A 13,592-nucleotide genomic window follows, 5' to 3' on the forward strand; every position below is an offset into this window, starting at 1 on the left:
AGAATTTTTAATTCGCCATAATCCTCTTATAATCGAATACAAAATTCTTTCAGCAGAGGGTGAAGGCCGTCCTCAGGAAAACCTATGAACTGTTTAATCCGCATTCGCCAGCGCTACCCCTCTCTGGCGGCAAGCGATAAGAAGCTGGCTGATTTTATCCTCGCCCAGCCGGACCAGACCCGGCACCTGAGCTCCCAGCAGCTGGCGGGTGAAGCGGGCGTGAGCCAGTCCAGCGTGGTGAAATTCGCCCAGAAGATGGGCTTCAAAGGTTTCCCGGCCCTGAAGCTGGCGCTGAGCGAAGCGCTGGCCAGCGCGCCCGACCCGCAGTCGGTCCCGGTGCATAACCAGATCCTCGGCGACGATCCGCTGCGTCTGGTGGGTGAAAAGCTGATTAAGGATAACGTGGCGGCGATGCACGCCTCGCTGGACGTTAACAGCGAAGAGAAGCTGCTGGAGGCCGTTGCGCTGCTGCGTACCGCCCGTCGGGTCATTATTACCGGCATCGGCGCCTCGGGCCTGGTGGCGCGCAACTTCAGCTGGAAGCTGATGAAGATTGGCATTAACGCCGTCGCCGAGCAGGATATGCACGCCCTGCTGGCCACCGTTCAGGCGATGTCGCCGGACGATCTGCTGTTCGCCATCTCCTATTCCGGCGAGCGGCGCGAAATCAACATGGCGGCGGCAGAAGCCCTGCGCGTTGGCTGCCGGATCCTGGCGATCACCGGCTTCAGCCCCAACGCGCTGCAGCAGCAGGCCTCACAGTGCCTGTATACCATTGCTGAAGAGCAGGCGACGCGCAGCGCGGCTATCTCCTCAACCAGCGCGCAGATGATGCTGACGGATCTGCTGTTTATGGCGCTGGTCCAGCAGGATCTTGAGCATGCGCCGGACCGTATTCGCCACAGCGAGGCGCTGGTGAAAAAGCTGGTGTGAGCAGAAAATGGGCGTATAATGCCCGCCCTGTTTGTGTTGTTTCTGAGAATTACCTGATGGCGCTGTTAATTACCAAAAAATGCATCAACTGCGATATGTGCGAACCGGAGTGTCCGAACGAGGCCATTTCGATGGGTGATAGCATTTATGAAATTAACAGCGATCGCTGCACGGAGTGCGTGGGCCATTATGAAACGCCCACCTGTCAAAAAGTGTGCCCGATCCCCAATACGATCCTCAAAGATCCGGCGCACCTCGAGAACGAAGAGCAGCTGTGGGATAAATTTGTGCTGATGCACCACGCGGATAAAATCTAGCTTTCGATAATTACCGTTGCGCAGGCGTAGTGGCGCTCATCGGCCAGCGTGACGTGAACCGCGCTGACTCCCAGACGCTCCGCCAGATTCTTAGCCTCACCCCATAAGCGCAGCTTCGGTTTACCCAGCTCATCGTTGTAGACTTCAAACTGGTTAAAAGCCAAACCGTTACGAATCCCGGTACCTAGCGCTTTTGCCGCCGCCTCTTTCACCGCAAAGCGCTTGGCCAGAAAACGCACCGGCTGCTGGTGCTGCTCCCAGATTGCCCACTCGCTATCGCTTAAAACGCGTCGGGCAAGGCGATCGCCGCTACGGGCGATCACCGCTTCAATGCGGGCAATTTCAACGATATCCGTGCCCAGCCCGAGAATAGCCATTAAGGACGGGCTTCCTGCATCAGGCGCTTCATTTCAGCAACCGCTTCCTTCAGGCCACTCATCACCGCGCGACCGATAATCGCGTGGCCGATATTCAGCTCATGCATTTCCGGCAGTCGGGCGATGGCCTTGACGTTGTGGTAGGTCAGACCGTGTCCGGCATTGACCTTCAGGCCAAGGCTGGCGGCGTAGGTGGCCGCTTTCGCAATGCGCTCGAGCTCTTTGGCCTGCTGAGCGTCGCTTTCGGCATCCGCGTAGCAGCCGGTATGAATTTCGATATAGGGCGCGCCGACTTCCGCCGCCGCCTTAATTTGCGCAAAATCGGCATCAATGAACAGCGAAACCAGAATGCCGGCATCGGCAAGACGCTGGCAGGCATCGCGCATTTTTTCGCGCTGGCCGGCCACGTCCAGGCCGCCCTCGGTGGTCACTTCCTGGCGCTTTTCCGGCACCAGGCAGCAGAAATGCGGTTTGGTTTCGCAGGCGATAGCCAGCATCTCTTCGGTCACCGCCATTTCGAGATTCATGCGGGTACCCAGCGTCTGACGCAGGATGCGCACATCGCGGTCGGTGATATGGCGGCGATCTTCACGCAGATGCACGGTAATACCGTCGGCGCCGGCCTGCTCGGCGATAAACGCTGCCTGTACCGGGTCCGGGTATGCGGTGCCGCGAGCGTTACGTAGCGTAGCGATATGGTCAATGTTGACCCCTAACAGTAATTCAGCCATGACAATCCTCATTGTTCATTATTTGTTTTATCTGCTCGCGCCGCTCTGGCGGGGATAAACTGGCGAAACAGCTCCCGGCTCTTTAGCGGCTTGCCGCCAAGATACGGCTTCAGGGCGATACGGGTAAAGCGTTTGGCAGCACGTAAGGCATCGCTATCCGGAAATTCACGGTTAGCCAGCGCTTTCAAATGGTGCCCGGTAAAGCTGCTGTTATCAATAACCATGCTGGCGATAAAGCCTTTTTCTTCGCGGTAACGATAGGTCATGGTATCGGAGACCGCTTCGCCGCTACCGGCGCAGTGCAGGAAATCGACGCCGTAGCCGAGATGTCCGAGCAGGGCCAGCTCGAAACGCCGTAGAGCGGGTTCCGGCGAACCGCTCGCGCCGGCCAGCGCCTGGAGGCAGTGCAGGTAGTCGAAGAACAGTTCAGAGAAGCGGGTTTCGTGTTCGAGCACGCGGGAGAGCAGCTCATTGACGTAGAGACCGCTATAGAGCGTGATCCCGCTGAGCGGGAGCGCCAGCGAAACGGCTTCGGCGCTGCGCAGCGTTTTGACTTCGCCACGGCCGCCAAAGCGGAGCAGTAAGGGGGTAAAAGGTTGGAGAGCGCCTTTGAGGCTGGAGCGTTTGGAACGCGCGCCTTTAGCAACAAGGCGCACGCGGCCCGACTCTTCCGTGAAGACGTCCAGCATCAGGCTGGTTTCGCTCCAGGGACGACTATGCAGAACGAAAGCGCGCTGCCAGCCTTCCATCATACGCGTCGTCTTGCAGGCTGCAGGGGCGTTGGCTGCGTCCGCACACCCTGGTCACTTACTACGGTAAGCTCCCGGGGACTCGCGGTCCTGCCGCCTGCCTGCACCTCGAAAGCCATAGAGTATCAAACTCAGAGATCGTCAACGTAACCGAGGCTGCGCAGCGCGCGCTCGTCGTCGGCCCAGCCGGATTTCACCTTCACCCACAGTTCGAGGTGAACCGGCGCTTCGAACATATCCTGCATGTCTTTACGCGCTTCAATACCGATGGTTTTGATTTTGGCACCTTTGTTACCAATAACCATCTTCTTCTGCCCTTCACGCTCAACCAGGATCAGGCCGTTAATATCATAACCGCCGCGTTCGTTGGTCTGGAAACGCTCGATCTCTACCGTTACGGAGTACGGCAGCTCGGCCCCGAGGAAGCGCATCAGCTTCTCACGGATGATTTCAGAAGCCATAAAGCGCTGGGAACGATCGGTGATGTAATCTTCCGGGAAGTGATGAATCGCTTCCGGCAGATGTTTACGCACGATCCCGGCGATAGTATCGACGTTGGTCCCGGTTTCTGCGGAAATCGGCACGATATCGAGGAAGTTCATCTGGCTTGCCAGGAACTGCAGGTGCGGCAGCAGATCGGCCTTTTCCTGCACGTTATCGACTTTGTTCACCGCAAGAATAACCGGCGCCCTGGCGTCGCGCAGCTTGCCCAGCACCATTTCGTCGTCGGCGGTCCAGCGGGTGCCTTCAACAACGAAGATCACCAGCTCAACGTCGCCAATCGAGCTGCTCGCCGCTTTGTTCATCAGGCGGTTAATCGCCCGCTTCTCTTCCATATGCAGGCCCGGGGTATCAACGTAGATTGCCTGATACGGCCCTTCGGTATGGATACCGACGATGCGGTGACGGGTGGTCTGCGCTTTACGCGAAGTAATAGAAATCTTCTGCCCAAGCAGCTTGTTCAACAGCGTGGATTTACCCACGTTCGGGCGGCCAACGATGGCAACAAACCCGCAATAACTTTTTTCTTCGCTCATTCCAGCTCCAGCTTTTTCAGCGCCTGTTCGGCGGCAGCCTGCTCCGCCTTGCGACGGCTGGAACCCGTGCCGACCACCGGTTCACTCAGGCCGCTAACCTGGCAGTGGATAGTAAATTCCTGATCGTGTGCTTCCCCGCGCACCTGGACAACCAAATAAGATGGCAGCGGCAAGTGGCGACCCTGCAGATATTCCTGCAGGCGGGTCTTCGGATCTTTTTGCTTATCGCCCGGGCTAATTTCGTCCAGACGAGTTTGGTACCAGGAGAGGATCAGGCGTTCGATATTCTGGATATCGCTGTCGAGGAAGACTCCGCCAATTAACGCTTCAACGGTATCTGCCAGAATCGATTCGCGACGGAAGCCACCGCTTTTCAATTCACCCGGCCCCAGACGCAGGCACTCACCCAGCTCAAACTCGCGAGCGATTTCCGCCAGCGTGTTGCCCCGTACCAGCGTCGCGCGCATACGGCTCATATCGCCTTCGTCAACCCGAGGGAAGCGATGGTAGAGCGCATTCGCGATCACAAAACTCAAAATAGAGTCGCCTAAGAATTCCAGGCGCTCATTGTGTTTGCTGCTGGCACTGCGGTGAGTTAATGCCTGTTGCAACAGCTCCTGATGATTAAAAGTGTAGCCCAGCTTCCGTTGAAGCCGATTAATTACGATGGGGTTCATGCGTTACCAATAAATGAATGCGTCAAAAATGCAGCACACGAAACCGACCTGAGCACTCTCGCCAACTTCACGTTGCATGCGCGCTTGCTTGTCGCCTTTCTGCAACCCAAATTATTGAGAGTATAAACAACCAACGCGGTTTCGTGTGCAGTGTCACTCTTACGAGAGACAACCAAAACTTCGGGGGGATATTCTATACGCAACGACAAGGGATGTCGTTAGTTTGGATGGATTTAAATATTAAATAATTCACGCTGCCGATATTGCGGCGGCAGCGTGAATCGGTCAGGAAAATTAGTGGATGCTGCCGATGCGCGATAAACGTACGCCGGTCGGCCACTCGCCTTCCTGTTTTTCGAAGCTCATCCAGATGGCCGTGGCTTTACCCACCAGGTTTGCTTCCGGCACAAAGCCCCAGTAGCGGCTGTCCGCGCTATTATCGCGGTTGTCGCCCATCATGAAATAGTGGCCCGGCGGCACAATCCAGGTCGCCAGCGGCAGACCGGACTGGTGGTAGTACATACCTACCTGATCCTGAGCAATCGGCACGGTCAGAATCCGATGGGTAACGTCACCCAGCGTCTCTTTGCGTTCGGTCAGACGGATACCGTCAGCCTTGCTCTCGCCCTTCGGCAGCTGCCAGAAGCCGCTGGTCGCTTCACCGCCGTTGCTGCGCGAGAAAGTCTGGACGAAATCGCTCGGCTCAACGTTGGAGTAAGTGACCGGCAGCGCGTTGCCGCACGCCTGTCCGGAACTGCATCCCGGCTGGATAGTGACCTGCTTAGTCAGCGGATCGTAGGTGACTTTATCACCCGGTAAACCCACCGCCCGCTTGATGTAGTCAAGGCGCGGATCTTCCGGGTATTTAAACACCACGATATCGCCACGCTTCGGATGCCCGGTCTCGATCAGCGTTTTCTGGTAGATAGGATCTTTAATCCCGTAAGCAAACTTCTCTACCAGAATAAAATCACCGATCAGCAGCGTCGGCATCATTGAGCCTGACGGGATCTGGAAGGGTTCGTAAATAAATGAACGCACCACCAGCACGATGGCCAGCACCGGGAACACCGAGGCCCCCGTTTCCAGCCAGCCCGGTTTCGGGCCGACTTTCTTCAGCGTCGTTTTATCAAGCCCTTCGCCGGTCGCCGCCTGAGCTGCGGCCTGACCTGCGCGGCGCTTCGGTGCGAAGATAAACTTATCCAGACACCATAAAAGCCCCGTCACCAGGGTTGCGATCACCAGGATCAGGGCAAACATGTTCGCCATGCCAACTCCTTAATGGTTATTTTCCGTCTTTACCCACGTGCAGAATGGCGAGGAACGCTTCCTGCGGCAGCTCAACGTTGCCTACTTGCTTCATTCGCTTCTTACCGTCTTTCTGCTTCTGCAGCAGCTTCTTCTTACGGCTCACGTCGCCGCCATAGCATTTCGCCAGGACGTTTTTACGCAGCTGCTTAACGGTAGCACGGGCGATAATGTGGTTGCCGATTGCCGCCTGAATCGCGATATCGAACTGCTGACGAGGGATCAGCTCTTTCATCTTCTCCACCAGCTCGCGACCGCGGTACGGGGCGTTATCATTGTGGGTGATCAGCGCCAGCGCATCGACGCGCTCGCTGTTGATCAGCACATCTACGCGCACCATGTTGGAGGCCTGGAAGCGCTTGAAGTTGTAGTCCAGCGACGCGTAGCCGCGAGAAGTTGACTTCAGGCGATCGAAGAAGTCGAGAACCACTTCCGCCATCGGGATTTCATAGGTCAGCGCAACCTGTTTACCGTGGTAAACCATGTTGGTCTGCACGCCGCGCTTCTCAATGCACAGGGTGATGACGTTGCCGAGGTACTCCTGCGGCAGCAGCATATGGCACTCCGCAATAGGCTCGCGCAGCTCCTGAATGTTATTCAGCGGCGGCAGCTTGGACGGGCTGTCGACGTAGATGACCTCTTTCGCCGTCGTCTCGACTTCGTAGACCACCGTTGGCGCCGTGGTAATCAGGTCCAGATCGTATTCGCGCTCCAGACGCTCCTGGATGATCTCCATGTGCAGCAGGCCGAGGAAGCCGCAGCGGAAACCAAAGCCCAGCGCCGTCGAGCTTTCTGGTTCATAGAACAGAGAGGCGTCGTTGAGGCTCAGTTTGCCCAGCGCATCGCGGAAGCTTTCGTAATCGTCAGAGCTAACCGGGAACAGGCCTGCGTACACCTGCGGTTTGACCTTTTTGAAACCAGGCAGCGCTTTGTCAGCCGGGTTACGGGAAGTGGTCAGGGTATCGCCCACCGGCGCGCCGAGGATGTCTTTAATCGCGCACACCAACCAGCCAACTTCGCCGCACTTCAGCTCGGTACGATCGACCTGCTTCGGCGTAAAGATACCGAGGCGATCGGCGTTATAAACCTGTCCGGTACTGATAACCTTAATCTTGTCGCCCTTGCGCATGGTGCCGTTTTTAATACGCACCAGCGAGACGACGCCGAGGTAGTTGTCGAACCAGGAGTCGATGATCAGCGCCTGCAGCGGAGCGTCCGGATCACCTTCCGGCGGCGGAATGTCGCGCACCAGACGCTCCAGTACATCCGGAACGCCTACGCCGGTCTTCGCCGAGCAGCGAACCGCATCGGCGGCGTCGATACCGACGATGTCTTCAATTTCTTCCGCCACACGTTCCGGATCGGCCGCAGGCAGGTCGATTTTGTTGAGGACCGGCACAACTTCCAGGTCCATTTCCATCGCGGTATAGCAGTTTGCCAGCGTCTGGGCTTCCACCCCTTGACCGGCATCGACAACCAGCAGCGCGCCTTCGCAGGCGGCCAGAGAACGCGAAACTTCATAGGAGAAGTCGACGTGTCCCGGGGTGTCGATAAAGTTCAGCTGGTAGGTCTCACCGTTGGTGGCCTTATAATCCAGGGTGACGCTTTGCGCCTTAATGGTGATGCCGCGCTCACGCTCAAGATCCATGGAATCCAGTACCTGGGCTTCCATTTCACGATCGGAAAGGCCACCGCAAATCTGGATGATACGGTCAGACAACGTAGACTTACCGTGGTCAATGTGGGCGATGATTGAAAAGTTACGTATATTCTTCATATTTAGAGTTAATTATGCCTTACGCGTATCATGAGGCCGCTGTTCTGTGCCTGACGTTTTTTAATCCGAAAACGCCGCATTCTACACTACATCCGTGAAACCAGGAAATGCTCTTACAGCTAGCATAACCGGAGTAAATGGCGGGATCTTACGAGAATGGTAAATAAAAAATAAAGGCCAGTGGAATCACTGGCCTGCTTCTGAAGAGGGTGTCTCAATACGGACTAAATCGGGCGCTAAACCCACGCTAATGATGATCGGCTGCCACGACTGGCGAGCGGCCAGACCGGGGGACAGCCCGCGCGCAACCAGGAATCCGCCGACGCCGCCGAGTATCGCGCCGCAGAGGGAGGCAAAATCATTAGAGAACAGCACCTGGAAGATGGATGCCATCACAAACAGTCCAAACAGCGGCGCCATATACACTAAGAGCGCAGAGCCTAATAAGCTGCTTTCCGCGATGCCGAGCTCCACTTTTTGCCCGGCGCTCAGCGGCTGTGCGCTGGGCACGCTGATAGTGTGGCTGGTTTGCGGTCCCAGCTTATTCAGCACCCGGCTACCGCAGCCGGCTCGAGAGGCGCAGCTGCTGCAGGACGCTTTGACATCGCAGTGCACCTGCGCCATTCCGTTGTGCCAGGAAACGACGGTCGCCCACTCTTTAATCATTGTACGGCCTTAAATTTGATGCTGTCGGCAATGCGCTTAGCCGTTTGCGGCGGCAGTTCGCCCACCACGGTAATCTCCGCGCCGTCGCGTACCGTCGAACTCACGGTACGACGCCCGGTGCGCAGCAGCTGATCGCTGCTGTTTGCCGTCGCGCGATTCACGTTAATCGAGAAGCTAAACAGTCCGTCCGAATAGAGGCGAGATTCCACCGGGCCATCGAAGGTTGGCAGACGGCGCTGGCTGCTGGATATCTCGGAGACGCCCTGCGGTAGCCAGGCCGGCGCCCAGTTGAAGTTAGCTTTATCGCCGCCTTCCGGCACCGACAGCTGCGGAGGCAAATTAGCCTTCGCCAGGGTCTCCATGCTGCTGCTTACCTTATCGCCAACGCTAAAGGACACAACCCGGAACTGTTCCAGAGTTTCGCCATCGCGATCGAGCAGATCGACCCGCATCGGCAGCCGGGTCTCCGCATCCAGCCAGACGATATAGCTATAGCGCGTTCCGTCTCTCGCCACCACGCGGATCACTTCGCACAGGCGATCGGCAATACGCGTGCGCCCCACGGAGATGAAGTCGTAGTATGCCGCCAGACGTTTGAAATCGGTATAGGCCAGTGAAGGCAGGGAATCAACGATGTAGTCACCGTTCAAGGTGAACGGGTCGAGCCCAGGCTCAAAATAGCTGATTTCGTTACCGCGCAGCACAACCTCACGACGGGGGCCATCGAGCTGTAGAAGCTGAGCGAGAGGTTGATTGTTCAGCCGTGCGTGACGATAACGCAGCGACTCAACGCCCTGTTTGTTGATACTGACGAAAGACAGCTCATAATTGAGGGACTGGCTAGCCAGGTTCATTTGCTGCAACAACGCCCCGGAAGAGGTATCAGCCGAGGCGTTGACAGAGAAGAACAGGCTGCCTGCCATGAGCGACATGGCACACCAAAGTTGCTTCATTACTGCGATTGCGTTCCTAAAGTTTGATAACCCGGTACCTGAACGGCGGCCTGCTGAGTCTGGGCTTGACCAAACTGAAGCTGTTCGGCATGCAGGCGACGCTGTAATTCATAGTCCTGCAGCATGGCATTAATACGACGACGCTGCTCCTGGACCTGCACCTGTTGGCCGGTTCCTGCGGATGCATCTGCCGGTACGCCCAGGCTCACCGGACTCGCTTTACCCATCATCGGCATGGTATTAAACACCGGTGCTTCAGGCTGCTGAGATGATTCGGTTTGCCCATTATACTGCTGGACGCCGACGATAACAGCAAGAGATACGCACGCGGCAACGCCCATCTGAGTAAGCGAACTGGCCCACGGACGCACTTTCTGCCAGAAAGGCATCTGACGCCACTGGTGCGGTGCCGGCTGAGATTCAGGAATTAGCGGCACCGTCTGGCGAACGGGCTCGTTTTCAATGGCGGCCATCACGCGAGCTGAGATATCAAAGTGGAGCATCTCAGCGGTGTCGCCTCTCAGCGAATCGCGGATGAGATGGTAGCTCTCCCAGGTCTTTTGCATTTCAGAAGAACCGCTCAGCTCATTAAGCAGTTCGTTATCCAGCGTTTCACCATCCATTAAGGCCGAAAGTTTTTCTTTCTGCATGCCTGATACCCTTTTCAGTATTCCGCTATCGTCAACGCCTGATTAGCGGTTGAACTTTATTATCAATAGCTTCTCGTGCCCGGAATATACGCGAACGTACCGTCCCTACCGGACAATCCATGATAGCGGCTATCTCTTCATAGCTTAGGCCATCAAGCTCCCGTAACGTAATTGCCATGCGTAAATCTTCCGGGAGCGATTCAATGGTACGAAAAACTATTTGTCTCAGTTCTTCTGACAACATTAAGTTCTCAGGGTTCGAAATTTCTTTCAGCGCCCCGCCGCTTTCGAAGTTTTCTGCCTCATTGGCATCGACATCGCTGGACGGTGGGCGACGACCCTGAGCAACCAGATAATTCTTCGCCGTGTTTACGGCGATACGATATAACCAGGTATAAAAAGCGCTATCCCCCCGGAAAGAATCCAGGGCACGCCATGCTTTTACGAACGACTCCTGAACAACGTCAGGAATATCGCCCTGCGGCACGTAGCGGGAGACCAGGCTCGCGACCTTATGCTGATAGCGCACCACCAGCAGGTTAAACGCTTTCTGATCTCCTTTCTGGACCCGTTCGACGAGGACCTGATCCGTTAACTGCTCGCTCATCCGAGGTAATGTCTCCCCAAACCTAATTCCCATGAGTCTTCAAAGCACTACCCAATCACTGCATTATGAGCAAGCAATCGTTGGAGTACCTGAAAACAATAAAGTTCCGTTACGCCTTTGATTTTTGTCTGGCAACGGCGGACGATTTGTTATCTCTCATTATATGTCCCGTTACTCAGCCGCAGATAAGATGATGAGGAAAAAGCGTAAGGTCCGCGAGAAGGGTAACGTAACACGGTTTATATTTCACTATAAAATCTGAAGCTAACGATCTGCTTCGCAAATATTTTCTTTCGTTTTGCTCCCGCCGGTTTAGCGCCGAATGTTTAGTTGCCACAACTAACGGTAAAAAAAATGTACGATTCATCACGACCTGGTGCTATTGTGGCTCAATCGTGTTTAGTAAATTAAACAAAGGCCATGAATACAACTCCTGAGTTCTCCTGTGATGTATTGATTATTGGCAGCGGCGCTGCCGGTTTATCTCTTGCCTTGCGTTTAGCGGAGCACAGTTCGGTCACCGTACTGAGCAAAGGCCCGATCAGCGAAGGCTCCACCCTCTATGCGCAGGGCGGCATTGCCGCCGTCTTTGATGAAACGGACAGCATCGAATCTCACGTGGAGGATACGCTGATCGCCGGAGCGGGCCTTTGCGATCGTCACGCCGTTTCCTTCGTGGCGAGTAACGCCAAACCCTGCGTGCAGTGGCTTATCGATCAGGGAGTGCTGTTCGATACCCAGGTCCAGGCCAACGGCGAGGAGAGCTATCACCTGACGCGTGAAGGCGGCCACAGCCATCGCCGCATTCTCCATGCCGCCGATGCCACCGGTAAAGCGGTGGAAACCACCCTGGTCAGCCAGGCGCTTTCACACCCCAATATCCGCGTGCTCGAACGCAGCAATGCCGTCGATCTGATTATTTCAGACAAGATTGGCCTGCCCGGCGCTCGTCGGGTCGTCGGCGCGTGGATCTGGAACCGTAATAAAGAAAAGGTCGAGACCTGGGGGGCGAAAGCCGTTGTTCTGGCAACCGGCGGCGCGGCCAAGGTGTATCAATACACCACTAACCCGGACGTTTCATCCGGCGACGGCATTGCTATGGCCTGGCGGGCGGGCTGTCGCGTCGCCAACCTTGAGTTCAATCAGTTCCACCCTACCGCGTTGTACCATCCGCAGGCGCGCAATTTCCTGCTGACCGAAGCGCTGCGCGGTGAAGGCGCCCATCTGAAACGTCCGGACGGTTCACGCTTTATGCCCGATTTTGACGCCCGCGGCGAGCTGGCTCCGCGCGACATTGTCGCCCGCGCCATTGACCATGAAATGAAGCGTCTCGGCGTTGACTGCATGTATCTTGATATCAGCCATAAGCCCGAAGCCTTTATCCGTCAACACTTCCCGATGATCTACGAGAAATTACTCGGTCTCGGTATCGACCTGACGAAAGAACCGGTCCCTATCGTGCCGGCGGCGCATTACACCTGCGGCGGAGTGATGGTCGACGATAACGGTCGGACCGATGTCGAGGGGCTGTATGCTATCGGCGAAGTCAGCTACACCGGGCTTCACGGCGCCAACCGCATGGCATCCAACTCGCTGCTCGAATGTCTGGTCTACGGCTGGTCGGCCGCCGAAGATATCCTGCGCATCATGCCTCAGGCCCGGGCGGTTACCGATCTGCCGGCCTGGGACGAGAGCCAGGTTGAAATCCCCGATGAGCTGGTCGTTATCCAGCACAACTGGCATGAGCTGCGCCTGCTGATGTGGGACTACGTCGGGATTGTGCGCACGACCCGTCGCCTGGAGCGCGCCCTGCGGCGCATTACCATGCTGCAGCAGGAGCTCGACGAATACTATGCCCGCTTCCGCGTCTCCAACAACCTGCTGGAGTTGCGTAACCTGGTACAGGTTGCCGAGCTGATTGTACGCTGCGCGATGCTGCGCAAAGAGAGCCGCGGCCTGCACTATACGCTGGACTACCCGGATCTGCTGCCGGACAGCGGGCCGTCGGTTCTCGTGCCGGAAACTCACATAAAGAGATAAAAGTCCTGGGTCAGCGCGGTAAACCCCTCGGAGTATTGCTGCTCTGGCCCACGGATAATCAGCCTGTCACTGAAGCACTCCCCTGCCGTCGGCGAGAAGGCAAGGAGCACCCGATGCGGCGCGCGCATTTCCGTTTCCGCCACGTCGGTGCGTAAACGCAGATGCCAACCCATCGTTTGCGCGCGCCGGGCAAAGGTATCGCCAATATCCACCGGCAGCACCACGCAGAAAAAGCCCTCTTCTGTGATACACTCTGCGGCACAGCTTAATAGCGTCACGTGATCGAGCGTGGTCGTATATCGCGCCTGTTCGCGCTGCGATGTTGCGCAGGGCACGCCTTCAGCAAAAAAAGGCGGATTACTGACAATCAGCTCATAGCGTCGGGTTTGCGGCGGCTGCCACTGCTGAATATCGGCTTGATGCACCTGGATGCGGGTGGACCAGGGAGAAGCCGCGGCGTTTTCCCTCGCCTGATCTGCCGCATCTTCATCCAGCTCAACCGCATCCAACGCCACCAGCTCCCCGGTACGCTGAGCCAGCATCAGGGCCAGCAGGCCGCTGCCGGTACCGATATCCAGCACGTGTTTAACCTGAGCAATCGGCGCCCACGCGCCGAGCAAAATGCCGTCGGTGCCAACTTTCATTGCGCAACGGTCGTGAGCGACAAAGAATTGTTTAAACGTAAAACCATTGCGCGGCAGCGCAAACTTCGACTGAGACATCCTGACAACCTTGCGGGCGAAAACTCCTGAGCTTAAGGCTATGCACAA

At 56.5% G+C, this 13,592-nt stretch carries 15 protein-coding genes; 3 read left to right on the plus strand and 12 right to left on the minus strand.

The genetic code is table 11. From position 1 onward, the window contains the following. The first annotated feature begins 84 nt into the window (after window positions 1-84). Both NWP14_RS15215 and NWP14_RS15220 read left to right on the plus strand, forming a co-directional pair. Window positions 85-933, plus strand: a complete 849-nt coding sequence (locus NWP14_RS15215; RefSeq protein WP_095100207.1) for a MurR/RpiR family transcriptional regulator — start codon at window positions 85-87, stop codon at window positions 931-933. 56 nt (window positions 934-989) lie between these two features. After that, window positions 990-1,250: a YfhL family 4Fe-4S dicluster ferredoxin gene (locus tag NWP14_RS15220; RefSeq protein ID WP_045856379.1), complete on the plus strand. Its 261-nt coding sequence runs from the start codon at window positions 990-992 to the stop codon at window positions 1,248-1,250. On the opposite strand, the gene acpS is transcribed toward NWP14_RS15220, so the two are convergent. The 11 genes from acpS to rpoE form a co-directional block, all read right to left on the minus strand. Then, entirely contained in the window at window positions 1,247-1,627 is a 381-nt protein-coding gene (acpS, locus tag NWP14_RS15225; RefSeq protein WP_159237913.1) for a holo-ACP synthase, read from the minus strand. The two genes, NWP14_RS15220 and acpS, sit on opposite strands and share 4 nt — an antisense overlap. Beyond that, a complete protein-coding gene (pdxJ, locus tag NWP14_RS15230) occupies window positions 1,627-2,358 on the minus strand; it encodes a pyridoxine 5'-phosphate synthase (protein WP_095100201.1) in 732 nt (243 codons plus the stop codon). Before pdxJ ends, acpS begins: the two co-directional genes overlap by 1 nt. 8 nt (window positions 2,359-2,366) lie before the next feature. Next, window positions 2,367-3,107 (minus strand): DNA repair protein RecO, encoded by a 741-nt coding sequence (gene recO, locus NWP14_RS15235; protein WP_095101323.1) that lies wholly within the window; start codon window positions 3,105-3,107, stop codon window positions 2,367-2,369. 131 nt (window positions 3,108-3,238) lie between these two features. Beyond that, window positions 3,239-4,144, minus strand: coding sequence for a GTPase Era (era, locus tag NWP14_RS15240; protein ID WP_095100195.1), 906 nt, complete (start codon window positions 4,142-4,144; stop codon window positions 3,239-3,241). Beyond that, on the minus strand, window positions 4,141-4,821 hold the full coding sequence (gene rnc / locus NWP14_RS15245; protein ID WP_041146753.1) for a ribonuclease III: 681 nt from the start codon (window positions 4,819-4,821) through the stop codon (window positions 4,141-4,143). The genes era and rnc overlap by 4 nt, the downstream gene beginning before the upstream one ends. Window positions 4,822-5,115: 294 nt before the next feature. Further along, window positions 5,116-6,090: a signal peptidase I gene (lepB, locus tag NWP14_RS15250; protein ID WP_095100192.1), complete on the minus strand. Its 975-nt coding sequence runs from the start codon at window positions 6,088-6,090 to the stop codon at window positions 5,116-5,118. 16 nt (window positions 6,091-6,106) lie between these two features. Beyond that, window positions 6,107-7,906: a translation elongation factor 4 gene (gene lepA / locus NWP14_RS15255; RefSeq protein ID WP_095100189.1), complete on the minus strand. Its 1,800-nt coding sequence runs from the start codon at window positions 7,904-7,906 to the stop codon at window positions 6,107-6,109. A 186-nt stretch (window positions 7,907-8,092) separates the two neighbouring features. Then, window positions 8,093-8,572 (minus strand): SoxR-reducing system protein RseC, encoded by a 480-nt coding sequence (rseC, locus tag NWP14_RS15260; RefSeq protein ID WP_095100186.1) that lies wholly within the window; start codon window positions 8,570-8,572, stop codon window positions 8,093-8,095. Then, entirely contained in the window at window positions 8,569-9,525 is a 957-nt protein-coding gene (gene rseB / locus NWP14_RS15265) for a sigma-E factor regulatory protein RseB (RefSeq protein ID WP_375215599.1), read from the minus strand. The genes rseC and rseB overlap by 4 nt, the downstream gene beginning before the upstream one ends. Continuing rightward, window positions 9,525-10,175, minus strand: coding sequence for an anti-sigma-E factor RseA (gene rseA / locus NWP14_RS15270; RefSeq protein ID WP_041146759.1), 651 nt, complete (start codon window positions 10,173-10,175; stop codon window positions 9,525-9,527). The genes rseB and rseA overlap by 1 nt, the downstream gene beginning before the upstream one ends. A gap of 31 nt (window positions 10,176-10,206) precedes the next feature. Further along, entirely contained in the window at window positions 10,207-10,782 is a 576-nt protein-coding gene (gene rpoE / locus NWP14_RS15275) for an RNA polymerase sigma factor RpoE (protein ID WP_041146760.1), read from the minus strand. 420 nt (window positions 10,783-11,202) lie between these two features. Between rpoE and nadB the strand changes: the two genes are divergently transcribed. After that, window positions 11,203-12,822, plus strand: coding sequence for an L-aspartate oxidase (nadB, locus tag NWP14_RS15280; protein WP_095100180.1), 1,620 nt, complete (start codon window positions 11,203-11,205; stop codon window positions 12,820-12,822). On the opposite strand, the gene NWP14_RS15285 is transcribed toward nadB, so the two are convergent. Beyond that, the gene (locus NWP14_RS15285; protein WP_375215600.1) at window positions 12,807-13,544 is read right to left on the minus strand and encodes a tRNA1(Val) (adenine(37)-N6)-methyltransferase; all 738 of its coding nucleotides are present in this window, start codon (window positions 13,542-13,544) and stop codon (window positions 12,807-12,809) included. The two genes, nadB and NWP14_RS15285, sit on opposite strands and share 16 nt — an antisense overlap. Window positions 13,545-13,592: the final 48 nt, after the last annotated feature.

The sequence above is a fragment of the Klebsiella sp. C349492 genome (assembly GCF_042055345.1).
GTDB lineage: Bacteria > Pseudomonadota > Gammaproteobacteria > Enterobacterales > Enterobacteriaceae > Klebsiella > Klebsiella scottii.

Bases quoted from the DNA above. Each gene is read 5' to 3' on its own strand.
- rseC (WP_095100186.1), bottom strand. From the start codon at position 8,572: ATGATTAAAGAGTGGGCGACCGTCGTTTCCTGGCACAACGGAATGGCG.
- pdxJ (WP_095100201.1), bottom strand. From the start codon at position 2,358: ATGGCTGAATTACTGTTAGGGGTCAACATTGACCATATCGCTACGCTA.
- nadB (WP_095100180.1), top strand. From the start codon at position 11,203: ATGAATACAACTCCTGAGTTCTCCTGTGATGTATTGATTATTGGCAGC.
- rnc (WP_041146753.1), bottom strand. From the start codon at position 4,821: ATGAACCCCATCGTAATTAATCGGCTTCAACGGAAGCTGGGCTACACT.
- rpoE (WP_041146760.1), bottom strand. From the start codon at position 10,782: ATGAGCGAGCAGTTAACGGATCAGGTCCTCGTCGAACGGGTCCAGAAA.
- rseB (WP_375215599.1), bottom strand. From the start codon at position 9,525: ATGAAGCAACTTTGGTGTGCCATGTCGCTCATGGCAGGCAGCCTGTTC.
- era (WP_095100195.1), bottom strand. From the start codon at position 4,144: ATGAGCGAAGAAAAAAGTTATTGCGGGTTTGTTGCCATCGTTGGCCGC.
- lepB (WP_095100192.1), bottom strand. From the start codon at position 6,090: ATGGCGAACATGTTTGCCCTGATCCTGGTGATCGCAACCCTGGTGACG.
- rseA (WP_041146759.1), bottom strand. From the start codon at position 10,175: ATGCAGAAAGAAAAACTTTCGGCCTTAATGGATGGTGAAACGCTGGAT.
- NWP14_RS15215 (WP_095100207.1), top strand. From the start codon at position 85: ATGAACTGTTTAATCCGCATTCGCCAGCGCTACCCCTCTCTGGCGGCA.
- acpS (WP_159237913.1), bottom strand. From the start codon at position 1,627: ATGGCTATTCTCGGGCTGGGCACGGATATCGTTGAAATTGCCCGCATT.
- NWP14_RS15285 (WP_375215600.1), bottom strand. From the start codon at position 13,544: ATGTCTCAGTCGAAGTTTGCGCTGCCGCGCAATGGTTTTACGTTTAAA.
- lepA (WP_095100189.1), bottom strand. From the start codon at position 7,906: ATGAAGAATATACGTAACTTTTCAATCATCGCCCACATTGACCACGGT.
- NWP14_RS15220 (WP_045856379.1), top strand. From the start codon at position 990: ATGGCGCTGTTAATTACCAAAAAATGCATCAACTGCGATATGTGCGAA.
- recO (WP_095101323.1), bottom strand. From the start codon at position 3,107: ATGGAAGGCTGGCAGCGCGCTTTCGTTCTGCATAGTCGTCCCTGGAGC.